Annotated in this window: 36 protein-coding genes; 19 read left to right on the top strand and 17 right to left on the bottom strand. The window is 43.5% G+C overall.

The window, feature by feature from the left end; translation table 11 throughout:
• Nucleotides 1-27 precede the first annotated feature (27 nt).
• The 11 genes from rpsE to rplQ all read left to right on the top strand — a co-directional run bounded on the left by rpsE (nucleotide 28) and on the right by rplQ (nucleotide 6,102).
• A complete protein-coding gene (rpsE, locus tag ACSSU7_RS07850) occupies nucleotides 28-540 on the top strand; it encodes a 30S ribosomal protein S5 (RefSeq protein WP_015831312.1) in 513 nt (170 codons plus the stop codon).
• Nucleotides 541-542: 2 nt separating this feature from the next.
• Complete coding sequence (rpmD, locus tag ACSSU7_RS07845; RefSeq protein ID WP_019899741.1) at nucleotides 543-740, top strand: 50S ribosomal protein L30; 198 nt, start codon at nucleotides 543-545, stop codon at nucleotides 738-740.
• On the top strand, nucleotides 740-1,180 hold the full coding sequence (gene rplO, locus ACSSU7_RS07840) for a 50S ribosomal protein L15 (protein WP_135277989.1): 441 nt from the start codon (nucleotides 740-742) through the stop codon (nucleotides 1,178-1,180). The genes rpmD and rplO overlap by 1 nt, the downstream gene beginning before the upstream one ends.
• Before the next feature lie 47 nt (nucleotides 1,181-1,227).
• Nucleotides 1,228-2,514: a preprotein translocase subunit SecY gene (gene secY, locus ACSSU7_RS07835; RefSeq protein WP_414684502.1), complete on the top strand. Its 1,287-nt coding sequence runs from the start codon at nucleotides 1,228-1,230 to the stop codon at nucleotides 2,512-2,514.
• A 7-nt stretch (nucleotides 2,515-2,521) separates the two neighbouring features.
• Nucleotides 2,522-2,740 carry a translation initiation factor IF-1 gene (gene infA, locus ACSSU7_RS07830; protein WP_047552551.1) on the top strand — a complete coding sequence of 73 codons (219 nt, stop codon included), beginning with the start codon at nucleotides 2,522-2,524 and terminating at the stop codon, nucleotides 2,738-2,740.
• A gap of 46 nt (nucleotides 2,741-2,786) precedes the next feature.
• The gene (gene rpmJ / locus ACSSU7_RS07825; RefSeq protein WP_019899738.1) at nucleotides 2,787-2,900 is read left to right on the top strand and encodes a 50S ribosomal protein L36; all 114 of its coding nucleotides are present in this window, start codon (nucleotides 2,787-2,789) and stop codon (nucleotides 2,898-2,900) included.
• 174 nt (nucleotides 2,901-3,074) lie between these two features.
• A complete protein-coding gene (gene rpsM / locus ACSSU7_RS07820; RefSeq protein ID WP_036301936.1) occupies nucleotides 3,075-3,437 on the top strand; it encodes a 30S ribosomal protein S13 in 363 nt (120 codons plus the stop codon).
• A gap of 99 nt (nucleotides 3,438-3,536) precedes the next feature.
• A complete protein-coding gene (gene rpsK, locus ACSSU7_RS07815) occupies nucleotides 3,537-3,926 on the top strand; it encodes a 30S ribosomal protein S11 (protein ID WP_013147062.1) in 390 nt (129 codons plus the stop codon).
• A gap of 26 nt (nucleotides 3,927-3,952) precedes the next feature.
• Nucleotides 3,953-4,582, top strand: coding sequence for a 30S ribosomal protein S4 (gene rpsD / locus ACSSU7_RS07810; protein ID WP_492515991.1), 630 nt, complete (start codon nucleotides 3,953-3,955; stop codon nucleotides 4,580-4,582).
• 101 nt (nucleotides 4,583-4,683) lie between these two features.
• Nucleotides 4,684-5,670, top strand: a complete 987-nt coding sequence (locus tag ACSSU7_RS07805; RefSeq protein ID WP_492515990.1) for a DNA-directed RNA polymerase subunit alpha — start codon at nucleotides 4,684-4,686, stop codon at nucleotides 5,668-5,670.
• 42 nt (nucleotides 5,671-5,712) lie between these two features.
• Entirely contained in the window at nucleotides 5,713-6,102 is a 390-nt protein-coding gene (rplQ, locus tag ACSSU7_RS07800) for a 50S ribosomal protein L17 (RefSeq protein ID WP_492515989.1), read from the top strand.
• Nucleotides 6,103-6,193: 91 nt separating this feature from the next.
• On the opposite strand, the gene ACSSU7_RS07795 is transcribed toward rplQ, so the two are convergent.
• The gene (locus ACSSU7_RS07795; RefSeq protein WP_492515988.1) at nucleotides 6,194-6,448 is read right to left on the bottom strand and encodes a glutaredoxin family protein; all 255 of its coding nucleotides are present in this window, start codon (nucleotides 6,446-6,448) and stop codon (nucleotides 6,194-6,196) included.
• Nucleotides 6,449-6,590: 142 nt separating this feature from the next.
• Between ACSSU7_RS07795 and mgtE the strand changes: the two genes are divergently transcribed.
• Nucleotides 6,591-8,027 carry a magnesium transporter gene (gene mgtE, locus ACSSU7_RS07790; RefSeq protein ID WP_492515987.1) on the top strand — a complete coding sequence of 479 codons (1,437 nt, stop codon included), beginning with the start codon at nucleotides 6,591-6,593 and terminating at the stop codon, nucleotides 8,025-8,027.
• Nucleotides 8,028-8,058: 31 nt separating this feature from the next.
• On the top strand, nucleotides 8,059-9,321 hold the full coding sequence (locus ACSSU7_RS07785) for a mechanosensitive ion channel family protein (RefSeq protein ID WP_492515986.1): 1,263 nt from the start codon (nucleotides 8,059-8,061) through the stop codon (nucleotides 9,319-9,321).
• 135 nt (nucleotides 9,322-9,456) lie between these two features.
• Here ACSSU7_RS07785 and rpmG read toward each other — a convergent pair whose 3' ends face one another.
• From rpmG to coaBC, 5 genes are all read right to left on the bottom strand, one after another.
• A complete protein-coding gene (gene rpmG, locus ACSSU7_RS07780; RefSeq protein WP_015831324.1) occupies nucleotides 9,457-9,612 on the bottom strand; it encodes a 50S ribosomal protein L33 in 156 nt (51 codons plus the stop codon).
• Between the two features lie 36 nt (nucleotides 9,613-9,648).
• On the bottom strand, nucleotides 9,649-9,885 hold the full coding sequence (gene rpmB, locus ACSSU7_RS07775; RefSeq protein ID WP_015831325.1) for a 50S ribosomal protein L28: 237 nt from the start codon (nucleotides 9,883-9,885) through the stop codon (nucleotides 9,649-9,651).
• A gap of 113 nt (nucleotides 9,886-9,998) precedes the next feature.
• The gene (dut, locus tag ACSSU7_RS07770) at nucleotides 9,999-10,451 is read right to left on the bottom strand and encodes a dUTP diphosphatase (protein ID WP_492515985.1); all 453 of its coding nucleotides are present in this window, start codon (nucleotides 10,449-10,451) and stop codon (nucleotides 9,999-10,001) included.
• Between the two features lie 113 nt (nucleotides 10,452-10,564).
• A complete protein-coding gene (locus ACSSU7_RS07765; protein WP_492515984.1) occupies nucleotides 10,565-12,718 on the bottom strand; it encodes a TonB-dependent receptor family protein in 2,154 nt (717 codons plus the stop codon).
• Nucleotides 12,719-12,900: 182 nt separating this feature from the next.
• Entirely contained in the window at nucleotides 12,901-14,088 is a 1,188-nt protein-coding gene (coaBC, locus tag ACSSU7_RS07760; RefSeq protein WP_492515983.1) for a bifunctional phosphopantothenoylcysteine decarboxylase/phosphopantothenate--cysteine ligase CoaBC, read from the bottom strand.
• A 130-nt stretch (nucleotides 14,089-14,218) separates the two neighbouring features.
• Here coaBC and ACSSU7_RS07755 point away from each other — a divergent pair, with 130 nt between their 5' ends.
• The 6 genes from ACSSU7_RS07755 to ACSSU7_RS07730 all read left to right on the top strand — a co-directional run bounded on the left by ACSSU7_RS07755 (nucleotide 14,219) and on the right by ACSSU7_RS07730 (nucleotide 19,795).
• Nucleotides 14,219-14,983 (top strand): hypothetical protein, encoded by a 765-nt coding sequence (locus ACSSU7_RS07755; RefSeq protein WP_492515982.1) that lies wholly within the window; start codon nucleotides 14,219-14,221, stop codon nucleotides 14,981-14,983.
• A gap of 115 nt (nucleotides 14,984-15,098) precedes the next feature.
• Nucleotides 15,099-15,773 carry a RadC family protein gene (gene radC, locus ACSSU7_RS07750; RefSeq protein WP_492515981.1) on the top strand — a complete coding sequence of 225 codons (675 nt, stop codon included), beginning with the start codon at nucleotides 15,099-15,101 and terminating at the stop codon, nucleotides 15,771-15,773.
• A 33-nt stretch (nucleotides 15,774-15,806) separates the two neighbouring features.
• Entirely contained in the window at nucleotides 15,807-17,045 is a 1,239-nt protein-coding gene (locus tag ACSSU7_RS07745; RefSeq protein WP_492515980.1) for an MgtC/SapB family protein, read from the top strand.
• 207 nt (nucleotides 17,046-17,252) lie between these two features.
• Nucleotides 17,253-19,322: a carbon starvation CstA family protein gene (locus tag ACSSU7_RS07740; protein WP_492515979.1), complete on the top strand. Its 2,070-nt coding sequence runs from the start codon at nucleotides 17,253-17,255 to the stop codon at nucleotides 19,320-19,322.
• 15 nt (nucleotides 19,323-19,337) lie between these two features.
• Nucleotides 19,338-19,529, top strand: coding sequence for a CstA-like transporter-associated (seleno)protein (locus ACSSU7_RS07735; protein WP_492515978.1), 192 nt, complete (start codon nucleotides 19,338-19,340; stop codon nucleotides 19,527-19,529).
• Nucleotides 19,520-19,795 carry a TIGR03643 family protein gene (locus ACSSU7_RS07730; RefSeq protein ID WP_492515977.1) on the top strand — a complete coding sequence of 92 codons (276 nt, stop codon included), beginning with the start codon at nucleotides 19,520-19,522 and terminating at the stop codon, nucleotides 19,793-19,795. Before ACSSU7_RS07735 ends, ACSSU7_RS07730 begins: the two co-directional genes overlap by 10 nt.
• A gap of 36 nt (nucleotides 19,796-19,831) precedes the next feature.
• Here ACSSU7_RS07730 and ACSSU7_RS07725 read toward each other — a convergent pair whose 3' ends face one another.
• From ACSSU7_RS07725 to ACSSU7_RS07675, 11 genes are all read right to left on the bottom strand, one after another.
• Entirely contained in the window at nucleotides 19,832-20,047 is a 216-nt protein-coding gene (locus tag ACSSU7_RS07725; RefSeq protein WP_492515976.1) for a hypothetical protein, read from the bottom strand.
• 185 nt (nucleotides 20,048-20,232) lie between these two features.
• A complete protein-coding gene (gene lgt / locus ACSSU7_RS07720; protein WP_492515975.1) occupies nucleotides 20,233-21,018 on the bottom strand; it encodes a prolipoprotein diacylglyceryl transferase in 786 nt (261 codons plus the stop codon).
• A 142-nt stretch (nucleotides 21,019-21,160) separates the two neighbouring features.
• On the bottom strand, nucleotides 21,161-21,460 hold the full coding sequence (locus ACSSU7_RS07715) for a hypothetical protein (protein WP_492515974.1): 300 nt from the start codon (nucleotides 21,458-21,460) through the stop codon (nucleotides 21,161-21,163).
• Between the two features lie 73 nt (nucleotides 21,461-21,533).
• Nucleotides 21,534-21,959 (bottom strand): hypothetical protein, encoded by a 426-nt coding sequence (locus tag ACSSU7_RS07710; protein ID WP_492515973.1) that lies wholly within the window; start codon nucleotides 21,957-21,959, stop codon nucleotides 21,534-21,536.
• A gap of 22 nt (nucleotides 21,960-21,981) precedes the next feature.
• Complete coding sequence (locus ACSSU7_RS07705; protein ID WP_492515972.1) at nucleotides 21,982-22,665, bottom strand: hypothetical protein; 684 nt, start codon at nucleotides 22,663-22,665, stop codon at nucleotides 21,982-21,984.
• A gap of 64 nt (nucleotides 22,666-22,729) precedes the next feature.
• Nucleotides 22,730-23,002: a hypothetical protein gene (locus ACSSU7_RS07700; protein WP_492515971.1), complete on the bottom strand. Its 273-nt coding sequence runs from the start codon at nucleotides 23,000-23,002 to the stop codon at nucleotides 22,730-22,732.
• A 70-nt stretch (nucleotides 23,003-23,072) separates the two neighbouring features.
• The gene (locus ACSSU7_RS07695) at nucleotides 23,073-23,477 is read right to left on the bottom strand and encodes an ABZJ_00895 family protein (RefSeq protein ID WP_492515970.1); all 405 of its coding nucleotides are present in this window, start codon (nucleotides 23,475-23,477) and stop codon (nucleotides 23,073-23,075) included.
• An 86-nt stretch (nucleotides 23,478-23,563) separates the two neighbouring features.
• Complete coding sequence (locus tag ACSSU7_RS07690; RefSeq protein WP_492515969.1) at nucleotides 23,564-23,746, bottom strand: hypothetical protein; 183 nt, start codon at nucleotides 23,744-23,746, stop codon at nucleotides 23,564-23,566.
• 70 nt (nucleotides 23,747-23,816) lie between these two features.
• On the bottom strand, nucleotides 23,817-24,476 hold the full coding sequence (locus tag ACSSU7_RS07685; protein ID WP_492515968.1) for a hypothetical protein: 660 nt from the start codon (nucleotides 24,474-24,476) through the stop codon (nucleotides 23,817-23,819).
• A gap of 127 nt (nucleotides 24,477-24,603) precedes the next feature.
• Nucleotides 24,604-24,879: a hypothetical protein gene (locus ACSSU7_RS07680; protein WP_492515967.1), complete on the bottom strand. Its 276-nt coding sequence runs from the start codon at nucleotides 24,877-24,879 to the stop codon at nucleotides 24,604-24,606.
• 71 nt (nucleotides 24,880-24,950) lie between these two features.
• Complete coding sequence (locus tag ACSSU7_RS07675) at nucleotides 24,951-25,484, bottom strand: hypothetical protein (RefSeq protein ID WP_492515966.1); 534 nt, start codon at nucleotides 25,482-25,484, stop codon at nucleotides 24,951-24,953.
• Nucleotides 25,485-26,013: the final 529 nt, after the last annotated feature.

The raw sequence follows: 26,013 nt of genomic DNA, 5'->3' as shown, positions 1-26,013 counted from the left end.
TTGGTCTGATTGCTAAAGAGGTTAATGATGGCAAAAGAAATTGAACAGCAACAGCAGCAGACTGATGGTTTGCGCGAAAAAATGATTGCAGTTAATCGTGTAAGTAAAACGGTTAAAGGTGGTCGTATTATGAGTTTTGCCGCACTTACAGTGGTAGGTGATGGTGACGGTGCTGTAGGTATGGGTAAAGGTAAAGCACGTGAAGTTCCAGTTGCTGTGCAAAAAGCAATGGACGAAGCGCGCCGCGGTATGTTGAAAATTAATTTAACAAACGGTACTTTGCATCATGCAGTTACGGGTGTTCACGGCGCTGCTAAAGTGTTTATTCAACCTGCTTCTGAAGGTACTGGTATTATCGCCGGTGGTGCAATGCGCGCTATTTTCGAAGTAATGGGTGTGACTAACGTTGTAGCAAAATGTATTGGTTCAACCAATCCTTACAACTTGGTTCGCGCTACATTGAACGGTTTAGAGTCAATGAATACACCAGCGGAAATCGCAGCTAAACGCGGTAAATCAGTTGAAGAAATTAGAGGCTAATGATGGCTAAAGCAAAAAAAGATGCATCAGGCATTAAAGTAACTCTTGTTAAAAGTGTTATTGGTCGTATTGAAGCGCACAAAGCTACCGTTAGAGGTTTAGGCTTGCGTCGCATGCACCATACAGTTGAATTACAAGATACTCCGGCAATTCGCGGTATGATCAATACCGTTGGCTATCTATTAAAGGTAGAGGGATAATGCAATTAAATACGATTAAGCCTGCAGAAGGCTCGAAAAAAGAACGTCGCCGTGTTGGTCGTGGTATTGGTTCTGGTTTAGGTAAAACAGCTGGTCGTGGTCATAAAGGTCAAAAATCACGTACTGGTGGTTTTCATAAAGTTGGCTTTGAAGGCGGTCAAATGCCTATTCAACGTCGTCTACCAAAACGTGGCTTTAAATCATTAACTAAAGCGAATACAGCACATGTTCGTACTAGCGAACTTGCTTTGATTCCTAACGAAGTGATTGACTTGTTGGCTTTGAAAGCAGCAAATATCGTTTCTGGTACAGTAACAAATGCTAAGATCTTTTTGTCTGGTGATGTAACTGCTAAGTACAATATCCAAGGTTTGCTATTGACTAAAGGCGCTCGCGCTGCAGTTGAAGCAGCTGGCGGTAAAGTTTTAGAAGCTGCTTAAGAGTATATATCTTGGCACAAGAAGGTATTTTAAAAACAGCGGCAAAAATGGGCGAACTTAAAAGTCGCCTATTGTTTGTCTTGGGTGCGTTAATTGTTTATCGCTTAGGTGCTCATATTCCTGTTCCAGGGATTAATCCTGACGAGCTGGCTAAGCTATTTGCTTCACAAAGCGGCGGTATCTTGGGCATGTTTAACATGTTCTCTGGCGGCGCTTTGTCTAGGTTCACTGTTTTTGCCTTGGGTATCATGCCGTACATTTCTGCATCTATTATTATGCAGTTGATGACGGCTGTGTCACCAAGACTAGAACAGTTGAAAAAAGAGGGTGAAGCAGGTCGTAGAGCAATCACCAAATATACACGATACGGTACTGTTGTGCTGGCTATGTTCCAAGCGCTAGGTATCGCGATTATGTTAGAAGGTCAGCCTAATTTAGTATTTGATCCAGGCATGGCATTTAGACTGACAGCTGTGATTACTTTAGTGTCAGGCACTATGTTCTTGATGTGGCTTGGTGAGCAAATTACAGAACGTGGTATTGGTAATGGTATCTCTATCATTATTTTTGCTGGTATCGTTGCTGGTTTACCACATGCAATTGGATCTACGGCTGAAATGGTGAATACTGGTGCGTTTAGTATTCCACTAGCATTCTTCTTGCTAGTAGCAACAGTGTTAGTGACTGCTTTGGTAGTGTTCGTAGAGCGCGGCCAACGTAAGATTACAGTTAACTACGCTAAACGTCAGGTAGGAAATAAAGTTTATGGTGGACAAACAACGCACTTGCCAATGAAGTTGAATATGGCTGGCGTTATTCCTCCAATTTTTGCTTCTAGTATCATTCTGTTCCCAGCTACTTTAGCGGGTTGGTTTGGTAGTAGTGAAAGCACTTTCTGGTTGAAAGACGTTGCTGCTGCATTATCACCAGGACAGCCTATTTATATACTGTTATTTGCTGCTGCTATTTTCTTCTTCTGCTTCTTTTATACAGCATTGCAGTTTAATCCTAAGGATACAGCTGACAACTTGAAGAAGAGTGGTGCTTTTGTTCCAGGAATTAGACCTGGTGATCAAACAGCGAAGTATATTGATCGTATTATGGGTCGTTTGACTTTAGTTGGTGCTGCTTATATTACGTTGGTATGTTTGTTACCTGAGTTTTTGATTTTAAAATTTAATACGCCTTTCTATTTTGGTGGTACTTCTTTGTTGATTATTGTCGTTGTTACTATGGACTTTATGACACAGGTGCAGTCTCATTTGATGTCACATCAATACGAGGGATTGCTTAGAAAAGCTAATTTTAAAGGTAACGCACCTAGCGTTAAGTAATTGCAAGATGGCTAAGGAAGATAGAATTGAAATGCAAGGTGAGATTTTAGAAAATCTCCCCAATGCTACTTTCAGAGTTAAGTTAGAAAATGGTCATATTGTTTTAGGCTATATTTCAGGAAAAATGCGTATGCACTATATTCGTATTTTGCCTGGTGATAAAGTCACCGTTGAGATGACGCCTTATGATTTATCTCGCGCGCGAATTACATTCCGTGCAAAATAAATAATTAGCGTTGTAAGCATACAGTTTAGTTGTATTGGAGTGAAATATGAGAGTTCGTGCATCAGTAAAGGCTTTATGCCGTCATTGTAAAGTTGTTCGTCGTCGCGGCGTTGTGCGTATTATCTGCACAGACCCACGTCATAAACAACGTCAAGGTTAATTGATTAACTTCAATTAATCCAAATTAATAAAGGCTTAGGCTGCATATTAATTTAAGTTGGTCAATAATTTGATTGATCAGAAGATTAGCTATTTGATAAAAAATGGTTTTCCTGTTAAAATCATCGGCTTTTTTGAAGCAAGTGAATCAGTAAGGCCTAATTTGGAGTAAAGTATGGCGCGTATTGCAGGGGTAAATATCCCGAATAACAAACACACTGAAATTGCTTTAACAGCAATTTACGGTATTGGACGTAACACTGCACAAAAGATTTGCGTTGCTGCAGGTGTTTTAGCAACTGCGAAAATTAAAGATCTGAATGATGCAGATGTTGAAAAGTTACGTGATGAAGTAGCGAAGTTTAAAGTTGAAGGTGACTTACGTCGTGAAGTGTCAATGAATATTAAACGCTTGATGGATTTAGGATGCTACAGAGGTGTCCGTCATCGTCGTGGATTGCCAGTTCGTGGTCAGCGCACTAAGACAAATGCGCGTACTCGTAAAGGCCCGATTAAGGCAATTAAGCAGTCTAAGTAATCCGTGGCTATAAAGCGCTTTGTTAATTAAGCGCTTTAGTAGACTAAACGATTAGAAGTTTACAATTTAAGTTAGATTTATTGGTAAGGAAAATGCAACATGGCAAAAGCTAATGTACGCGTAAGAAAAAAAGTTAAAAAGAATATTGCAGAGGGTATCGCCCACGTGCATGCATCTTTTAACAATACCATCATCACCATTACAGACCGTCAAGGCAATGCTTTGTCATGGGCTACTTCTGGTGGTCAGGGTTTTAAAGGTTCACGTAAAAGTACCCCTTTTGCAGCACAGGTTGCAGCTGAAGTTGCTGGTAAATCAGCGCAAGAGAATGGTGTAAAGAATTTAGAAGTGCGTATTAAAGGCCCAGGTCCAGGTCGTGAATCTGCTGTGCGCGCACTTAATGCAGCTGGTTTTAAAATTACCAGCATTACTGATGTGACGCCAGTGCCGCATAACGGTTGCCGTCCACCTAAAAAACGTCGCATCTAAGCGAAAAAGATTACTGGAGAACTATCTTGGCTAGAAATTTAGATCCTAAATGCCGTCAGTGCCGTCGCGAAGGCGAAAAGTTATTTTTAAAAGCTGAAAAATGCTTTACTGATAAATGTGCAATTGAAAAACGTAACTTCCCACCAGGTCAGCACGGTCAACGTCGTAACCAACGTTTGTCTGACTACGGTGTTCAATTGCGTGAAAAACAAAAAGTCCGTCGTATTTACGGCGTATTAGAAGCTCAATTCCGTAGCTACTACGCTGAAGCTGATCGCCTAAAAGGCATTACAGGTGAAAACTTGTTACAACTGTTAGAGTGCCGTTTAGATAACGTTACTTACAGAATGGGTCTAGGTGGTTCACGTACTGAAGCACGTCAAATCGTTCGCCATAACAGCATTTTGGTAAATGGCAAGCGCGTTAACATTCCTTCATACCAAGTTAAAGCTGGTGACGTTATCAGCGTTGCTGAAGCATCAAAAGCGCAATTGCGTATTAAAGGTGCATTAGAAGCTGCTGAACAACGTGGTTTCCCAGAGTGGCTAGAAGTCGATGTGAAAGCTTTGAAAGGTACTTTTAAAGCTAAACCACAACGCGATGAATTGCCACCAACCATCAATGAATCATTGGTAGTTGAGCTTTACTCTAAGTAATTAAGTTCTGATTAGATTAATTAGTTAGCCCTGGGGTTAGCTAATTAATCACTCGTTGTTCATAGTAGTAACGAGCATATTAAAAAATTAAAGGTATAACTATGCAAAACAGTCCTACCGAGTATTTAAAGCCTCGCGTTGTTGATGTTGAGGTGTTATCTCCATTACGCGCACGTGTTACTTTAGAGCCAATGGAGCGTGGTTTTGGTTACACGCTTGGTAATGCATTACGTCGCGTTTTGCTTTCATCAATTCCAGGCTTCGCAATTACTGAAGTTAAAATTGATGGTGTAGTGCATGAGTACTCTACTTTAGATGGCGTTCAAGAAGATGTTGTTGATATCTTGCTTAACCTTAAAGGTGTAGCTCTGAAATTGAACTCAAAATCAGAGACTATCCTGAAATTGAATAAATCTGTTGAAGGTGTTGTTACTGCAGCTGATTTTGAAACTGGTCATGATGCTGAAATTGTTAACCCTGATCATGTGATTGCTCACTTGACTAAAGGCGGCAAATTGAACTTGGAAGTTAAAGTTGAAATCGGTCGCGGTTATCAACCTGTTCCAGTTCGTCAGAAATCTAATAATGAAGACCGTGTTCTAGGTTTTATCATGGTTGATGCATCATTTAGCCCGATCAATAAAGTTAGTTACTATGTTGATAGTGCTCGTGTTGAGCAACGTACTGACTTAGACAAGTTGGTTATGGATGTAGAAACAAATGGTGTTATTGAGCCTGAACAAGCAATTCGTGATGCTGCTCGTATCTTAATGGGTCAGTTATCTGTATTTGCTGATTTAGAAGGTGCACCTAGTGAAGTTGAAGTTAAATCAGCTCCACAAGTTGATCCTGTGTTATTGCGCCCAGTTGATGATTTAGAGTTGACTGTACGTTCAGCTAACTGCCTAAAAGCAGAAAATATATTTTACATCGGTGATTTGATTCAACGTACAGAGAATGAGTTGTTAAAGGCTCCTAATCTTGGCCGTAAATCATTGAATGAAATTAAAGATGTTTTGGCTACTCGTGGCCTGACATTGGGTATGAAATTAGAAAACTGGCCACCGGTTGGTTTAGAAAAAGCTTAATACAAGCTGATATTGAAGATATAGAAAACTTAAGGAATTACTATGCGTCACGGTAATAGCAATCGTAAATTAAATCGTACAAGCAGTCATCGTGCTGCAATGTTCCGTAACATGACAACATCTTTGTTGCGTCATGAAATCATCAAAACTACTTTGCCAAAGGCAAAAGAGTTGCGTAAGTTTGCAGAGCCGTTAATTACGCTTAGTAAAACTGCAACTTTGGCTAACCGCCGTCTTGCTTTCGATCGTTTACGTGATCGTGACATCGTAGGTAAATTGTTTGCTGAGTTAGGTCCACGTTACCTCACACGTAATGGTGGTTACTTACGTATCTTGAAATGTGGTTTCCGTAATGGTGATAATGCACCTATGGCACTTGTTGAGTTGGTTGATCGTCCAGATCCATCAACGGAAGCAGTAGTAACTGAGTAGGTCGTTTCAGTTGTTATAAAAACTAAAAAACCAGCTAGATTGCTGGTTTTTTAGTTTTAAGCGTATGTGTTGTATTGATGCTGTGTAGCCTCTATTTTGATAGTGTGCCTGCTTGAATTAACGCTAATATCTGTTCTGCACTAAATGGCCATTTAATCTCAGTGTTTGAACCATTTACTTGGATTACTGGAATCGTTGTGCCATAAGATTCTAGTAATTGATTATTCTCTGCAATTTCAATCGAGCGCCAAGTAATGTCATGATCATTTGCTATGCTGATTAGCATCGCTTCAGCTTCTTCACATAGATGGCAGTGCGATGTGGTGTAAAGTGTGAGCGTTAACATGTTGGGTGTGGTTCCTATTGTGATGTTGTTTACAGCATTGTGCAATGCGGTCTAACGCAGATTTTTTGCTGAATGATTCTATTTTTAATAAAAAATAAATCATAATGGCGTAGTAACTAAATGAAAATAGTATTGGGTCATTATGGCAGACATTCAAGAAACCAAAGAGAGTTTAAGCGAGAGCCTGCAACAGGTTATTTCGCTTCTTGAAAAGCATCGCTTAATTGAAAATATGGTGCATAACCAAGAGATGTCTAATCATGAGCTGATTGAGTCTTTGGTCCATAAACAAAACCTGAACGAACTCCAGAAGAAACTAGAGCTGTTACACCCGGCAGATGTTGCTTATATTCTTGAGGCTTTACCTTTAGAGCAACGTTTAGATGTCTGGGAGTTGGTAAAGGCTGACCGAGACGGTGAAATCTTGCTTGAAGTGTCTGACGCAGTACGGCAAACGCTGATTGCAGACATGGACTCTGATGAGTTGCTAGCAGCCGCTGAACAGCTTGATACCGATGAGTTGGCTGACCTAGCTCCAGACTTGCCTAAGGACGTGTTACAGGACTTGCTAGATAGCCTAGACGCGCAGAATCGTGCCCGCTTGCAATCTGCTTTGTCTTATTCTGATGATGCTGTTGGTTCAATCATGGACTTTGATATCGTCACGATCCGTGAGGATATTACTTTAGAGGTCGCATTGCGTTATATGCGTCGTTTAGGTACCTTGCCTGATCATACCGATAAATTGTTTGTTGTGGATCGGCATGATGTGCTGCACGGGGTGTTGCCATTGAAGCGCTTAGTGGTGAGCGATTTAGACGCAAAAGTAGCTGATGTCATGTCTGAAGATGCTGTGATATTTCATCCGGAAGATATTGCAGATGACGCAGCAAAGGCGTTTGAACGTTACGACCTGGTGACTGCGCCTGTAGTGGATGAAAGTGGCAAGCTAGTTGGGCGTGTGACTGTGGATGCGGTGATGGACTTGATCCGTGAAGAGGCTGAGAGCGATATGCTTTCTATGGCCGGCTTGCGCGAAGAGGAAGACTTCTTTGCTTCTGTATGGAAATCTGTGCAAAACAGGTGGGCTTGGCTAGCGATTAATTTAATTACTGCATTAATTGCATCACGCGTAATTGGTTTATTTGAAGGGTCAATTGAGAAGATAGTTGCTTTGGCTGCACTGATGCCTATTGTGGCTGGTGTGGGCGGAAATTCCGGGAATCAAACCACGACCATGATAGTGCGTGGTTTGGCTTTGGGTCAGGTTGCCTCGCATAATATGAAATCACTGATTACTAAAGAGCTAGGCGTTGCCTTATTAAATGGCTTGCTCTGGGGTGGTGTGATTGGTGCCGTAGCGTACGCACTGTATGGTAGTTATCCATTAGGTTTGGTCATGATGTCTGCAATGACGCTAAATCTGTTATTGGCTGCGTTGATGGGCGTTGTAATCCCATTAATGATGAATAAGATAGGCCGTGACCCTGCGGTAGGTTCCAGCGTGCTGATTACCGCGATGACGGATAGTGGCGGTTTCTTTATCTTTTTAGGATTGGCAACTATATTCTTGATATAGATTTTTGATTTAATTTCTAGGTTTAGCAAACATGAGTAATCGCATCGATTTGATATGGCAAGAAATATTGGCTGATATTGGAACGCCTGTCGCCGGCTGGCAAATTGGTGTGATTGTGATGGCTTGTGCGATTGCCTGGATGATTAATGGTGCTATACGTGCCTACGTGATGAGTCATGCGCCTGAGAGTTGGAAAATAGGCATAGGCACATTCAATCGCTTGCTGTTTCCGTTATCCACCCTTAGTATCGTTTTATTCTCAAAATGGGTATTAGGACACTGGCAACATACGACTATGCTTCACCTTGCCAGTAATTTGCTTTTGGCGATGGCTGCGGTGCGCCTAGTGGTGTATGCCATGCGCTATATTATCGCGCCAGGTGGCGTACTTAAAACGATAGAGCACACGCTTGCCACGATGATTTGGCTGGTGTTGGCATTGCATTTAAGTGGTATCTTGCCTGAGATGTTGGAGACGCTAGAGGCAGTCAAATTCAAGATCGGTAAAAACCCCGTTAATTTATTACTTTTACTGCAGGGCTTGCTCACCATATTGATTACAGTTTTTGTAGCAATGTGGCTAAGTCGCGTTATTGAAAATAAACTGATGCAGGTGGCGCAGCTCAATGCTAATACCCGTGTGATGTTGGCTAAAGTGGTGCGCATTTGCTTGCTGTTTATTGCCGTACTGATTGGGCTTTCTGCTGTTGGCTTAGATTTAACTTTAATTTCCGTATTTGGCGGTGCATTAGGCGTGGGGCTGGGCTTTGGTTTGCAGCGTATCGCCAGTAATTATGTAAGTGGCTTTATTTTGCTGATGGATAAATCTATTAGCATTGGCGACATTGTGACTATTGACGTGCATTATGGAATTATTAAAGATTTACGTACACGCTATCTGGTACTGAAGAAGTTGGATGGTACTGAGGTGATTATTCCTAATGAAACCTTGATTATCAATCCTGTGATTAACCATTCCGGCATGGATAGAAATACCAGAGTGCAGGTGGCTGTGCAGGTCGGCTATGAGAGTGATTTGGAATTAGTGTTGCAGTTGCTGATTAAAGCGGCAGAAGATCACCCTAGGGTGCTGGTTACACCGGCGCCTGGCTCAGTTGTCACCGGTTTTGCTGAGAGCGGTATTGATGTGCGATTGACAGTATGGATTCATGATGCGGAAGAGGGCACCTCTAGCTTGCAGTCGGATCTGTTTATGGCGATTTGGCGCTTGTTTAAGGCGCATGATATATCTATCCCTTACCCACAGAGAGAAGTGCGCGTATTAGGTGGTTAGCGGTAGATTGGGTGCATGGCTATGCACCATCCGCAGCCTAAAGTCTTGGAGTAAGGAAATATTCTTTAAGCAATAAAACATTAGGCAATAAAAAAGCTCACATATAGTGAGCTTTTTTATTGCTGAAATAACGAATTATTTCAATTTTGTTTCTTTGTACATAACGTGCTTGCGTACAACTGGGTCAAATTTTTTGATTTCTAATTTGCCTGGCATTGTACGTTTGTTTTTAGTAGTGGTATAGAAGTGACCTGTACCAGCACTTGACTCTAGTTTGATTTTTTCGCGCATTTTACTTTCCTTTATTTGCTAAGTTAAGTTAGCAGCTTAAATCTTTTCGCCAGCAGCACGCATATCAGCTAAAACAGCATCAATACCGTTTTTGTCGATAGTACGTAGCGCAGCGTTAGTAATACGCATGCTTACCCAGCGGTTTTCGCTCTCAACCCAGAATTTGCGGTTTTGCAAATTAGGTAAAAAACGACGTTTTGTTTTGTTTTGTGCGTGAGAAACATTGTTACCCACCATTGGCTTTTTGCCTGTTACCTGACATACACGTGCCATGGTTATCTCCAAGAACTCTATTTTTGAGAAAGAGCGTGATTATAGTACACATTCTTTATTTGTTTCAAGCTAAATATGTGTTTCTTTTCAGTAAATTCACATATTATTTTTCGTTAGTGTTTTCCGGTGCTGCCAAAGCCGCCTTCGCCGCGTTCTGAGGTATCAAAATCGTCTACTACATGGAACTCAGCCTGCATGACCGGTACGATGACCAATTGTGCGATTCGCTCCAACGGATTTAACTCAAACGCTGTATTGCCGCGATTCCAGCAGGATACCATCAGTTGCCCTTGATAGTCTGAATCAATTAGCCCAACCAGGTTGCCCAGTACAATGCCATGCTTATGGCCGAGCCCAGAGCGCGGTAAAATAAGTGCGGCATAATAGGTGTTGTCGATATGAATCGCCATGCCTGTAGGGATGAGAGTAGTTTCCCCTGGCTGCAAGGTGATGGGAGATTCAATACAGGCGCGCAAATCTAGGCCTGCAGAGCCTGGCGTAGCGTAGGTAGGGAACTGGCTACGTAAACGATCGTCTAGGATTTTTAGATCAATGAGTATGGACATAATGTTTGTATTTTTATAGTGGTTGGCTCAGGTTTGTATTAAACACTAAATATGGTTAATAAAAAAGCCGGCTAATTAATATGATTGCCGGCTTTGGTTGTATGGTTGTGTCTTTAGAATTTGTATTGAGCGCTTAGGCCTAATATATAGTTTCTACCCGCTGCTGGTTCAAAGTACAGGCCGTTACCATCATTGACACGCACAGCGCCGATATAATCTTTGTCTGTGATGTTTTCAATTCGCACGTACTCTTTAAGTCGCCAGCTATTAAGGTTTTGTTCGAAACCAGCCCGTATATTGAATATTGTGTAGGAAGGTGCTTGGTCTGTATTGATGTCGTTTACATATACTTCACTACTATGCCGGCCTTCTAATGCCGAGAAGAAGCCAAGTGTTGGGTATTTCCATGCTACTTCACCGTATACTTGTGATTTATATGTGCCAGGAATACGGTTACCTGAATGCACGGTGCCTGTTGCGCCTCCAGCATTAATGACGGTAACGAATGGGTCGTCAAATTTGGCATTAAGCAAAGTATAAGATGCAAAAATACTAAAGTTGTTATCTAGACTAGCATCTACTGAAGCCTCTATCCCAGTGCGTTTTGTTTGGCCGGCGTTTTGATAGCTGGAGCGACCAGAAACGGTTTGTCGGGTGACGATTTCGTTGTCGGTGTCTATTTTAAACAGGGTGAGATTAGCTTTAATGTCGTTGGTAATAAATGCTTTTGCACCTAGTTCGATGTTGCGGCTTTCTGCGGCCTTGAGTGAGAGGTTGGGTTTACTTGCTACGCCACTAGTTACATTGTCAAAAGCAGATTCAATAAAGGTTGGTGTTTCAAAGCCTTTGCCAAAGTTAGCGTAAAAGTTTAACGCTTCCGTAGCTTTCCAAACGCTCCCAATCACAGGAGTGGTCTTTTGATATTCGGCAGAGCCACTGTTGTCACCTTGGCCAGGGCTGCCAGTGGTAGTGAAGTTGTCCTTAACTTCAAGTTTAATCTTGGTGTGCCTTACCCCAGCATGAAGATCGACGCTGGGTGTTAAGCTGAGACGGCCTTGCAGATACTGGTCGAAGTTGCTTGAAATGTTTTCTTCGTCCCTATTTCGTGTGTTTGCAGGATTGCCCGCTACTAGAATGTTCCTGTCTAATCTGTCGTCTGAAGACTTACCATAATTTATGCCTAAGGCGACGTTGTAAGGCATATTACCCAAAGTGCCATTGTTATCCCATCGCAAATCTGCACCGTAAAAAGATCTCTCAATTTGGCTCAAGCGGGCAGTGGTGCCTGTTAAGGTCGTGGCTGTGGCAGTGGTGGTGAGTACTTGTGCATTGCGGCGCGTGCCAACATAAGGAATAAAACTAATTTTGTTATTGGAGTTGAATGCGTGTTCTATGTTGAAACCAACTTGGGTATGGTCGCGTTTGACGCTTGTATTTGCGAATAATGCTGCAGGAACAACGTTGTCTCGCGTAGCGCTGGAAAAGGCTCTTGCTCGATCTAGGCCTAATGGATCCTGTGCTTCCTGATCAAACCAGTTAACTAATGCTGTGACTTTGGTGTCTTCATCCAAATTGAATTTAAATTTGGCCGTTGCCATTTGTTTGTTGCTGGAGCTATTGGCTCGATAGCCATCAGACTCAAAGTTAGATACGTTCAGCATGTATTCGAGGCCTTCAAGTTGCCCTGATGCTTCTAATACATTACGTTTAGTGTCATAGCTACCAAACATGACGGTTGCACCCACTTCTGGTGTTTTTGGCGCATCTTTAGTCAGCATTTGGATTACGCCGCCAGAGGAGTTTCCGTATAGCGCAGAGAATGGGCCGCGCATCACTTCTACGCTTTTGACTGCAGATAAATCTACTACACCGGGCTGGCCTTGGCCATCTGGCATGGTGAGTGGAATGCCATCTACATAAACGCGTACGCCGCGCACACCAAAACTTGAGCGGGAGCCAAAGCCTCGGCTGGATATTTGTGGATCTTGTGCCGATTGTGTTCTGTTTTGTGCAGTAATGCCCGGAACGCGAATTAGGCTTTCGGAAAGCGTCATTTGCAGTTGGCCGTTTTGGATGTCTTTGCTTTCAACTACATCAATCGCTACCGGTAGGTCGAAGCTGTTTTGTTCTACGCGTGTTGCGGTAACGACTACTGGGGCTGTGACGATTTTTTCAGTTGTTTCTGCCTGCGCTTGTTGCGAGATGCTAAAGGTGCTGAGCACGGCAAGCGTGAGCGCGCTGTATTGAAATGTGGTGGTGTATGACATATGTTGCCTTAGAAGTTTTTTAAATCTGTTAGTAATTATTTGCTGCGATTTTAGTGCTTAAACCACGTCAAGGAATCAGGATTTTCATGAGTTGCCGGATGCTCTTAGCTATGTTTGATTTATATCAAACATAGCGGTGGGTTAGGGGTGATTAATCTTAGTTTTATTAAGGATGGTGTAATTTAGAGCATGGTTGCCACATGCACTAATATCGACCTGGCAACTTGAATTTTAGCCGCTGGATCAAGTGGGTGTGTGCCATCTTTATCTAGCAAGAATACTTTGTTGTTATCGCTACCCATGGCCTCGCTAGTAAGGTTAGCCACAATAAGCGGTAGTTTTTTCTTTAGCCGCTTTGCTTCTGCATATTCCAGCAGACTTTCAGTTTCAGCCGCAAAGCCTACACAGAAAGGTGGGTTGGGTAGGCTGGCCACTTCTGCGATGATATCCCTGTTGCGTAACAGCTCCAATGATAGTGACTGATCACTTTTTTTAATTTTTTGCTCTTGTGCGAGGGCGGGGCTGTAATCTGCAACGGCGGCGACGCCAATGAAAATGTCTTGGTTGGCGATGTTTTGCATCACGCTTTGGTACATTGCTGCTGCTGAGGTGGCCGGGATGTTGCGCACACCATTAGGCGGGTTTAGCGCAGTTGCGCCGCTTACCAGCGTGACATCTGCGCCCATTTCATAGGCGGCTTGTGCGATGGCGTAGCCCATTTTTCCGGAGCTTAAATTAGTGATGGCGCGCACTGGGTCTATCATTTCTAAGGTAGCGCCTGCAGTAATCAGTATTTTTTTACCTTTGAGCAGCTTGGGTTGAAAGTGCGCTTCAATTAAGGCAAGCAAATCTTCTGCTTCTAACATGCGGCCTAAGCCAACTTCACCACATGCTTGCTCGCCACTATCTGGTCCAAGGATGCTGATACCGTCTTGCATCAATTGCGTAATATTGCGCTGAGTGGCAGGGTTCTCCCACATTTGTTTATTCATGGCAGGTGCAACCAATAAATCACAGTCTCTGGCCAAGCATAAGGTAGATAGTAAATCGTCCGCACGACCCTGCACGAGTTTAGCAATGAAGTCTGCACTCGCTGGGGCGATCACAATTGCGTCAGCTGCACGGCTTAGTTCAATGTGGGGCATGCCGTTAGGGATGGATGCATCCCACATGTCGGTAAATACCGGTTTGCCAGAAAGCGCCTGCATTGTGACCGGTGTAATAAATTGGCAGGCAGCCTGCGTCATCACAACCTGTACTTCAATATCATTCTTTACCAATAGGCGCACGAGCTCGGCCGCTTTATAAGCGGCGATTCCGCCGGTGATTCCCAATACGATAGATTTTTTATTTTGCATAATGCTGGTCATTCATGTAAGTCATTCATTCTAATACGAACATTGTTTTGTATAAAATATTCTTTATGCTTCATCTAAACTAAAGAAAATGTTTTATAGTGGATGTAACAAAAATCAATAATAATCATGTGGCTAATACACAATGTGGCGTAAATTCAGAATCATTATTCTGTTGTTAATTTTAGCAACAGCACTGCAAGAACTGTGGCTGGATAAAGCGGATTTGGCTTGGAAGCATAATCTTTATGTTGCTGTTTATCCAATTAATGCGGATGGCAGCGAAGAAGTTAGTGCTTACTTGCGGACTTTGAGTCGTGAAGATTTTGAGCCAATGGCTGAGTATTTTGCAGAAGAGGCCTCGTCTTATCAATTAGGTTTGCGGCGCCCGATAGAGGTGCAGCTAGGGGCGGTGGTGGATGAGCTGCCGCCAGAGCCACCTAGAAACGGCAGCATATTAAGTACGATGCTATGGAGCTTAAAGTTCAGATGGTTTGCCTGGCAAAATAGCCCTAAGGTCAATATTAAGCCTGATATACGTTTATATTTGCTGTATCACGACCCTAACACCACCTCAATGTTAGGTCACTCTACCGCGCTTAATAAAGGGCGAATCGGACGTGTCAATTTGTTTGGTAGCGCGGTATATGCCAAAAAGAACTTGGTAGTCACTGCCCATGAGTTGTTGCATACCTTGAATGCGACAGATAAATACGATTTGCATAATAACTTGCCCATTTATCCTGATGGCTATGCTGAGCCACATAAGATGCCGCTATACCCACAGAATTTTGCTGAGCTGATGGGTGGGCGTGTGCCACAAAATACTGCCGAAGCTGATATTCCTAAAAGTTTGAAGCACACACTGATTGGTGAGGAAACTGCGCGTGAAATTGGCTGGCTAAAATAGGCGCTATTGGCCATGCGCCAAATTATCAATACGTGATTGAAACTAGGATAGGTTTGGGGCTTATTAGGTGTGTGTGGTTGTAACTGAGGTGTGAAAACATTGAAAGGGGTGGGGAGTGGCAATTACTGATTGGCCTGCAAGCGAGCGCCCAAGGGAGAAGTTAATCGAGCTAGGCGCAGAGGCGTTATCTGATGCTGAATTGTTGGCAATTTTCTTGCGCGTAGGCGTGGTTGGCAAGAGCGCGGTGGATTTAGCGCGTGATTTGCTTAGCCAGTTTGGTAGCCTGAATGGTATTTTTGCGGCAAGTGAGCAGGCCTTGAGCCAAGTGCATGGTATTGGCAGCAGCAAGTATGTGCAATTGCAGGCAATTTTTGAAATGAGCCGTCGTGCATTAAATGAGCAATTGCAACAGCGCGATGTGTTTCAATCACCGCAACAGGTGCGCGATTATTTAGTGCTTAAATTAGGCGCGCTGACACGTGAGGTGTTTATGGTGCTGTTCTTGGATGCGCAAAATCGTCTGCATGCAGCAGAAGAGCTATTTAGCGGTACACTGACTCAAACTAGCGTCTATCCTAGAGAGGTTGTCAAGCGTGCGATTCATCATAATGCTGCCAGTGTTATTTTGGCGCATAATCATCCATCAGGTGCTGTACAGCAAAGCGCGGCAGACGAGTTGTTAACGCAGCAATTGAAGCAAGCCTTGGCTTTGGTAGATGTCCGCGTGCTAGATCATTTTATTGTGGCGGGCAATCAAACGCTGTCGTTCGCTGAGCGTGGTTTGTTGTAAATAAAAGCTAAAAATAGTAAATAGGAAAAGTGTATGTTGATTAATGCTGCGCACTGGTTAAATTTAGCGGTTGCTTTGGGCATAGGCTTGCTGATTGGCGCCGAGCGTGAGCGTAGTAAGGGCAGCGGTGGTGATAGCACGATTGCCGGTGTGCGTACCTTTACCATTGCATCTTTGCTTGGTGCGGTGAGCACCTCGATTAACTTCTGGTTACTCGTTGTCTCCATTATTTGTGTCACCATTTTTGTCGCAACTGCTTATTACTCAAGAAAAGATGACGACCCGGGGCTAACCACAGAAATCAGTCTTATTTTTACTGTGATTTTGGGCGGATTAGCCATGACTAGCGCTTCTATGGCTGCTAGTTTGGCCGTGGCTGCCGCGATATTGCTTGCTGCAAAACAACCGATACATGGCTTTGTGCGGGGTGTGGTGACCAAGGATGAGATGATTGATTTTTTGATTCTGGCTGCCGCCACCTTGATTGTATTGCCGCTGGTGCCCAATGAGTTGATAGGCCCTTTTGATGCGATTAACCCCCGTAACTTATGGTTGATTGTGATATTGGTCATGTTTATTGGCGCACTGGGGCATTTAGCGCTAAGGTTACTTGGCAGCCGCACTGGTCTGCCGCTGGTGGGGTTAGTCTCTGGGTTTATTTCCAGTATCGCCACGATTGGCGCGATGGGCGCACGTGTAAAAAAAACACCAGAGCTAATGGGGACGGCGGTAGCTGGTGCAACGTTATCCAGTTTATCAACAGTATTACAGCTGGTGATGTTGTTGACAGCAATTCACCCATTAACCTTGCATGAATTAAAAATACCTTTGTTGTTTGGTGGCTTGTCCATCGGGATATATGGGCTGGTGGTGACATTAAATTCATTTCATCATCACACGCCTGAGCTAGGTAAGCCTAGCAGATCATTTAGTGTCAAAACAGCGCTGACTTTAGCTTTGGTGATTGCGGTGGTGCTGGTCGCTTCGGCTGCGCTTAAGGTGTGGTTTGGTCAAGCGGGTCTGGTGGTGGCTTCTGGCGTTGCTGGCTTGGCAGATGTACACGCTTCTACTATTTCAGTTGCCTCTTTAGCCTCCACAATTAAAATCACGCCTGCTAATGCCGCAGTGGCAATTCTGGTAGCTGTTTCAACTAATGCTATTTCTAAGGCGATTACTGCTTTGGTGACAGGTGGAAGGGCATTTTTTCAGCAGGTGACCTTGGGTCTTGTGCTTCAGGTGTCTGTGATGTGGTTGGGATGGTGGTTGTTTTAATTTTTTGCGTATTACATGCCGATAAGTAAAATCGACATGGCGGTTATATGCATCGCTCGCTTGTAGCCAAAGCACTTTGATACGCAACTTATTGTTGATAAAATTCAGTTAAAACAACCAGTTCCAAAATTTCAGATAGTAGGGATGTGTCTGTGTGATTTATACTATGGGCAATTTCTATCATTTAACTCAAAACGCATAAATTACATGAACAAAAATATCAAAACCATGCTTTGGATTGCCGTTGCATCGCTGGGTGTATTTGCTGTCGCTGGCATAGCGCTGAACCGCGGCGAAAGCATTAATGCATTATGGTTAATTACTGCTGCTGTGTGTGTTTATGCGATTGCTTATCGTTTTTATGCAGCATGGATTGCCGCGAAGGTGTTGGTCATAGACGAAACCCGTGCCACGCCAGCAGAGCGGCTGGATAATGGTCGAGATTTTGTGCCTACTAATAAATGGGTGGTGTTTGGCCATCACTTTGCCGCAATTGCAGGCCCCGGGCCTTTGATCGGGCCTACATTAGCGGCGCAGTTTGGTTATTTGCCAGGCACATTATGGATTTTAATTGGTGCGGTATTGGGCGGTGCAGTGCAGGATATGGTCACGCTGTTTTTCTCTACGCGTCGCAATGGACGTAGCCTAGGGCAGATGGCGCGAGATGAAATCGGCGTGGTCGGTGGTAGCGCAGCACTTATCGGCACGTTTCTCATCATGATTATCTTAATTGCCGTGTTGGGGTTGGTGGTGGTTAATGCCATGAAGCATAGCCCTTGGGCAACCTCAACCGTGGCTGCAACAATCCCGATTGCGATGATTGTCGGGGTTTATATGCGTAATATTCGCCCCGGCCGCGTATTAGAAGCTTCTATTATTGGCGTGGTTTTATTATTGCTCTCAGTAGTGTTGGGTGGCTGGGTGGATCATCACGAAACATTGCGTTCGCTATTTGACCATGACGGTTTGCCTTTAGCTTACGGTATTATTCTGTATGGTTTTGCGGCGGCAGTTTTGCCAGTATGGCTGCTCTTGGCACCACGTGATTATCTTTCTACCTTCATGAAACTTGGCACCATTATGTTGCTGGCGATTGCCATCGTGATATTGCGTCCAGATATGCATATGCCTGCTGTGACCCAGTTTGTTGATGGTACAGGGCCGATTTTTGGCGGTAAGCTGTTCCCTTTTGTTTTTATCACCATTGCTTGCGGTGCTATTTCAGGTTTTCATGCCTTAATCGCATCTGGCACCACGCCAAAGTTGCTAGGTAATGAGCGTGATATCCGCATGATTGGCTATGGTGGCATGTTGCTAGAAAGCTTTGTCGCCATCATGGCGATGATTGCTGCAACCGTGCTGGAGCCCGGTGTGTTCTTTGCCATCAATAGCCCTGCGGGTGTGGTAGGTAAAGAAGCTGTAGATGCCATCGCTAAAATTAATAGCTGGGGCTTTGCGGTGACGGTAGAGCAAATGCAGCAGCTGGCTACTGATATGGGTGAATCCACCTTGTTCTCGCGTACTGGCGGTGCACCTAGCTTGGCGGTGGGTATGGCAAGTATTTTTGGCAGTGCTTTCGGCAAAGAGTTATTAGCCCTTTGGTACCATTTTGCCATTATGTTTGAGGCGATATTTATACTGACCACGCTGGATGCAGGCACACGGGTCGGCCGTTTTATGTTGCAAGACTTATTGGGCAACTTTAACAAAAAACTGGGTGAAACTTCATATACGCCTTCGGTAATATTAACTAGCAGTATTGTAGTGGCAGGCTGGGGTTACTTCTTGTATATAGGCGTGATAGACCCGAATGGCGGCGTTAATATTTTATGGCCGCTATTTGGCATTGCGAACCAAATGCTTGCGGCCATTGCCTTATGTGTAGCAACAGGCATTCTAGTGAAGTCTGGTAAGTTGAAATATGCGTGGGTAACAGGTTTACCACTGGTCTGGTTGGTAACCATTACCACCTCTGCTGCTTATGAGAAGATTTTCAGTGCTGATGTGCGGGTGGGTTTCTTTGCTGCGGCGAATGACATGGCTACAAAATTGGCGGCAGGGACATTACCCGCCGATAAAGTAAGCGTTGCACCGCAATTGATATTTAACCAGCATTTAGATGCCTACCTCACCATGTTTTTTGTGGTGGTGCTATGGGTGGTAATACTGGATATGGTGCGATTATGCCTGCGCTACTTGAGTGGCAAGCCGGTATTGCAGTTATCAGAAGTGCCGCACGAACCAAGTCGCCTAGTTGAAAACTGGGTGCGTGATTAGTAGTAGGAGATTGGTATGTTCAGGATGTTAAAGAAATTTTGGTGCTATGTGCGGCATGTGTCAGGCGACGATGCTTATGAGCAATACTTGAAACATCATGCCGAGTTTCATCAAGCCACAGTAGATGCACCACCGGCACTCTCGCGCAAAGAGTTCTTTAAACTATGGCAAGATAGCAAATGGAAAGGTATTAACCGATGCTGCTAAACTCGGTTAGCTCACAGCCGTTAGATGAAGCGCAAGTCTCTCGAGTAATAGAAATGGCGTGGGAAGACCGTACCCCGTTTGAAGCAATCGCCTATCAGTTCGGCCTAAAGCAGGATGGCGTGATTAAATTGATGCGCGCTCGCTTAAAGCTCAGCTCATTTAAGTTGTGGCGCGCTCGCACCCACGGGCAAACGACCAAGCACGCAAAACTAAGGCCTAGTGAAGTCACTAGGCATAAAGCAAATCACCGAGTAAACCAGTTTTAAAAGCGTTTAGGCCTATGGGCTAGGCTAAGTGGGTGCTCACTGAACTCGCCTGCGCTCCTCATGTACCTCTGCCATCACCACTCTGCGTTCTGGGCCTGCATATTCCACATACTCATCATAACTTAACTCAGTTACTTCAAAATCAGACTTTGAATGGCTGTTGTGGGTGCTGATAAACGCTGGATTTGCCTGACGCGACTTAGCCGTTTGATGGTTTCTAAAAAACACAAGTTTTAGAAGTTTCTTAATCATAGGGCTCCTTACATTAACAGATCAATAACCCGTCAGATAATAAGCCTAATGATTCGCTGCGCCAAGTTAACAATTGTTAACTGAAGGTTGGGAGAGGGGCTAGCCAGTAGGTGTACCTAGAAACAGATTGTAGGTACACCATACAGCTAAGATAGTTGAATCAGGTTGCTACTGTGCCGCCTGTACTAAAAACCACGTTTTTTATTGCACAAGGCAAACATCACCACGCCAATTAAAATCATCGGCAAGCTTAGCCATTGACCCATACTTAAGCCCATAGAGAGTAAACCTAAGTAATCATCTGGCTCACGTGTGAATTCCACAATAAATCTAAAGCTACCGTAACCGATTAAGAATAAAGCCGAAATAGTGCCTGTTGCACGTGGTTTCGCGGCATATATCCATAGGATTAAGAACAGCAGCACGCCTTCAAGTGCAAATTCATATAACTGTGATGGGTGGCGTAATGCTGTGTCCACTTTAGGGAAAATCATGCCAAATGGTGCGTTGGTGACTCTGCCCCACAATTCTGCATTGATGAAATTACCCATACGGCCAGCACCCAAACCAATTGGGACTAATGGCGCAACAAAATCCATGATTTTTAGCCAGTTTTGTGGGTACTTTCTGCCAAAAAGCCACATGGCCACAAGCACCCCTAAGAAACCACCATGAAAGCTCATGCCGCCTTGCCACACTGCAAAAATCTCTGTGGGATGGCTAGAAAAATAGCTGAATTGATAAAACAGCACATAGCCTAGTCGCCCACCAATGATCACACCTAATGCACCAAAAAATAGTGCGTCATCAAGCATTTGCATGGTCCAGCCATGCCATTTTCTATGGTTGATTTGGTATCTGCCTAAAGCTAAGAATGCTAGGAAACCAAGCAAATACATTAAGCCATACCAATGGATGCCAAAAGTACCAAGGTGAATCGCAATAGGGTCAAACTGGGGGTGAACAAACATGAGCGCTAACATCAATTGAATAGAAGTGAGATTTTACCTAAGTTTTGTGAGTTCACAATGACTTAGTTGCGCTGATGTGGTTTTATGCAACCCACTAAGCGAGTCACTAATGCTCTCTTAGTGGGTAAGTTGGTGATAAAAATTACACTTGTGCAATATTCAGGCTTGCTCTGGCTTCAGCCATTGTTTGCTCAGAATCTTTTAACACATAGCCTTTTTCTAACATTCTCGTCATGTACTGTTTATTGTACAAAAAGGAAACAATCAGTTGCCATAAACCAAAAGTGAACAGCGTAAACAACATATGCAGGGCAGCAACGCCTAGCTCGCCCCTAAATAAAGGCACTAACCACCCAAAAAAGAGATATGTCCAACTATATCCAAAGTAGCCATTCCTAGTGAGGCCATTAATTGGATGTTGAATGATTACTTTTTTTGCCATGCTGCTTTCCTTTTCTTATTATGTAGCTTTGAAGTTGTTGTAAAAGGTCTAACGTTTGAATTAAGGGGCGCCGTTAGGCGTCCCGCTTAAATGATGGGTTAGACGCATGGCTGACAAACCACCAGAACACATAGCCCGACACCGCACCAAATACAGTGAAAGTGAGCGCCGTAAGAACAAACCCCAGTGGCTCACCCGACGCGAAAGCATAAGCGATAACGCAACCTATAAGAAAGCCGATGCCAGATGCACCCACCAACAGCCCAGACTGAGATAACCAACCGAGCCGCCGAAAAATTAGAAATGCGGGAATGCCGAAGATGACCGATGCCCCGTATGCAACAGGCAAGGCGAACATGAGCCAAATGGGAAACGAATAAACGACTGCTGGCAATAGAGAGAAACCACTCGAAACAAGCCCAAGAATGGAGGCGGCAGCGGCGAAGAGCACCGAAGGAACCAGCGGCACAACAAGGAATGCTTTCACGATGCGGTTCATTGATTTGCGCCTAACGTTTGAATTAAGGGGCGCCGTTAGGCGTCCCGCTTGAATGATGGGTTAGGTTATTGTATTGCTGAGTAAACTTCAGAGTTCTCAGTTTATCGTAAGTATATTCATCGCAATAAACTCCTAAAGCATACCAATCTATATTTAATTCCTGATGAGTCCCATCGTCTTTAGCAATAAAGTGCTTTACCTCGTTATTGTTAGTTTCAAGATATTTATTACAGATAAGTTCATCTTTGATTAAACCCCATTCGTTTAACGAACCCTCATCTATTATTTTCAACATTTGAGTTTCATCAGCTAGAAGGTCATTAAATATAACTGGGAAAATACCATCAGTCGCAGCGTCATCTCCTTCACCATCACTGTTACTGTTGATTGTCCAGCCAAGAAATATGAGGTCTTTCAGTTCCAGCTCACTATCCCAGTAACTATCATTTATATCTTGTTCAGATCGATTTGAAGCTAAAAATATTAAGTAATTATCCGTGGACTTCAAATCCTCAATTAATAATTTATCTCTAAGAATTAAATCATCAGTAGTATGAATATCACATCCATACTTACTAATAACTTTTTGTGCAATGCTATCTATAAAAATTTCATCATCAACTGATTCGCATAACTCTGATATCAGAATTATTCTTGAATCTAATCGAGGCAACTTTTTATAAATATTAAAATGTTGTAATTTCATACCTAACGTTTGAATTAAGGGGCGCCGTTAGGCGTCCCGCTTGAATGATGGGTTAGAGCATGAGCTAATTTTTAGTAATAGTGAACGCATGTTCTTTAACACCCCAAGATAAAATGAGTTTGCTAGCAAATGCGAAACATACAACAAAAGCTGCAATATTTAGAAAAAACATAATTAACACGTAGAAGAATGTGGGGAAACCAAGGAAAGCTACCCTTAATGGGAGGTTTACAAAAACCAATGGAATAATGCTAATTAATGAACCGAGAGCTAAAACCCGAAAAGCAAAGTGCATGTAAACGCTAAAGTTGATGTTTTCTTTTTGTGGTGCTTCCATTTAATAATCTCTTTTGCTCTAACGTTTGAGTTAAGGGGCTGGCTTTAGCCAGTCCCGCTTGAATGATGGGTTAGCCACTTATTATGTTTTGTTTTATAAGATGTTTCTCACATGAGCCAACAAAATAGTAAATTAATACCGAATGCAATAAACCTACAAAGATAAGAGCAAAGACTAATGAACCAGCCCCAACATTTAAGTTTGAACCTGATATAGCTGCAAGTGACAGAAGGAATTGTAGTAACAAATCAATGGCGATAATACCAAGAACTGTTGTGGTCTTTTCGCTCTTTGTAAAATAACGTCCATTTTTTTGCCCAAACGACATACATACCCAGAAAATAAGGCCAATAAGTATGCCTGTATTTACCCAGCTACCACCTTTAATGCCGAAATGACTTAGTGTCAGGCCAGCAACAATTAACAAAACCAAATAACCTACAAAGAAACGAAATAAAAGTCCTCTAACTGTCAATTTAATCTCCTATGGCTAACGTTTTAATTAAGGGGCGCCGTTAGGCGTCCCGCTTGAATGATGGGTTAGGTTTGTAACTAGCATAATTAACTGTAAATTACCGTGAGAGCAATTAAAAAGCCAACAAATACAAAGATAAAAAACCACATACAAATGGTTTGGATTTTCTCTGACTCTAACTCAGAGTAACCCATGCTTTTGAGCGTTGAGTTTACTACTTTAGAGAGAGTATCACCTACAAAAACAGCTATAGCATCTTCTATTGCCATATAAACCTAACGTTTGAATTAAGGGGCTGGCTTTAGCCAGTCCCGCTTGAATGATGGGTTAGCCGTGCGCTCACTTTGCGCCTGACGACCCATCTGTTACTTCTTGGAGCGTGCCACCCCTGAGGCGAAAACGCTTGGCTATCTTATTAGTCATGGTAGGTACTCCGCCCTTAGTACTTGTGCATTGTTCGAATAATTCGAGGCTGATATTTTTGTCGGATTTTTTGAATTCCCAAATGCACTGATCGTCATAGTAGCGACGATCATCAGCTCTGTATTCTCCGCTGCTTGACCTTTCTTTCCTTTCTAAAAGTACAACAGGCTTCCAACCGTCAAGGCTGACCAATGCTTTAGTACCTTCCATTGTTCCTTGACCGGAGTAGATTTCGGATACCACCAACTCAGAGGTCTTCTCATCATTAAGGTCATAGATAGCTTCTGCGCTTTTCACGTAGCTCGGAAGTACGCGCGCTTCCTGAATGGTGGGTCTAATCAGCGCAGTTCGAAACATTCCATTGCGCCCCTCATTGCGCAGTGCAACCGGCACTAGATAGGCCTTCTCATGGTTTCGCAGATATATCGTTCTGATATCGGCTTTGTCGTGCGAATAGAGTTCTGCCTGGTCTGCTCCTTTCTTCAACCACTCGATGATTTGCCTCTCTGTAGGGAAATCATCATGAGCAAAGGCGCACGAAGAAAAGGAAAGAGCAAGTAAAAGGAGGAGACGCATTTTCAGTTCCTTGTACGGCTAACGTTTGAAGTAAGGGGCTGGCGACAATGGTGGCTCAACCCTCGTTATTAATAAACATTTCATAAAAGCACTTTTTCGCCAGTCCCGCTTGACTGATGGGTTAGGTTTAACTTTGAGCATTTGGAAGCCCATATTGTTTTGCAACCACCTTAATAACTAACCAAAAAGATAAAGGTAAAGCAACAAACATTAAGAGTTGGCACCAAAACAAACCAAAACCAAGAAATGGAAGAATGTTAAGAGAGCCAGCAAAGCATGGTTGAAGGTTTTTCAGATTACCTTGGCAACCGAAGTGACCATAAGCCCAAATAGCAGACTGCCAGCCAGCCACTGTGATAATAGCGGGAAGTAATGCAACTAGATACTTTCTCAACCAATACACATTAAACCTAACGTTTGAATTAAGGGGCTGGCTTTAGCCAGTCCCGCTTGAATGATGGGTTAGCGCGCATTTTAGAGACCCCATTGAATCACAATGAACACCTTCTTGGCTTCCAGATCGTAAGCAAGGAAGCGCCCTCCCTCGTAGTACGTTGCGTGATGAAAGATGGGTTGTCCAGTATCCAAAAAACGTAAATAAGTTTGTTTTGAAACTATGAGTTCAAATGGATTCTCATCAGTGAGTTGCTTCCGTGAGACCAGTTTCGGTAGGTCTGTTTTTGCCACGAGCCCCTTTTCGGCTGCCTCAGTGGCGAACTGCCTCGCTAAAGCGGGCAGATCGGGATCATCCCATTGCACGGCAACGTGTTGCTTAAAGGGTGCTTTGTAGGCGTATAGCACTTTGCCATTATTGGTTCTTATCGTGAGTTTCAAAGTGGCCGAGTGACAAGGGCCTGGGCCGATTGCTACGGTAACCCTGTCTTGTGACGTGGCAGATTGAAACGCAATCGGTCGTTCAATCGAGAGCTGGCATGACGGATCCGTCGGCACTTGGGCGAAGGCGATGCTGCTTGTGAGGGTTAGTACAAGGACTGCAGGAAGATACATTGTTGTGCGCTCTAACGTTTGAATTAAGGGGCGCCGTTAGGCGTCCCGCTTGAATGATGGGTTAGGGCTTTGAAATGTGACCACAAACACCACCAGATAGTAATCCCAGGAAACAAAAGGCACTTGTAGCCACGAAAGACTGCATAGTGCCGAAAATAAGAGCTAAAGGCAATACGCCAATAAGTCCCGACATTGCCCCATAAAGTAGTCCCTGATAATGTTTTGATTGACTAGGGTTATTCATTATTGAGTTAAATATTAATCCAGCCAAACTGGCTGGAAGCACTCCAACTAAGTAAGCAAATATAATAATAACGAAAGCCCCTTGTCCAGCTCCGAGCGACATTAGCAAAAAAGGAAACGCACCTATAAGTGGCCCAGCAAATGCAAAAGTGATAAAAGTGTTACGTGATGGACGTAAAGAGGGATTAAAACGCTTTGTTTTTACGATGTTATCTGGGTGGGTGAAATAATTTAGTGCTCTTTTGCAATTAGGGCAAATGTTATATTGCCTCGCAGTATCCCAAGA

The sequence above is a fragment of the Methylotenera sp. E1MeOHC1 genome (assembly GCF_058745595.1).
This window is presented reverse-complemented; position numbering and strand designations above follow the sequence as displayed.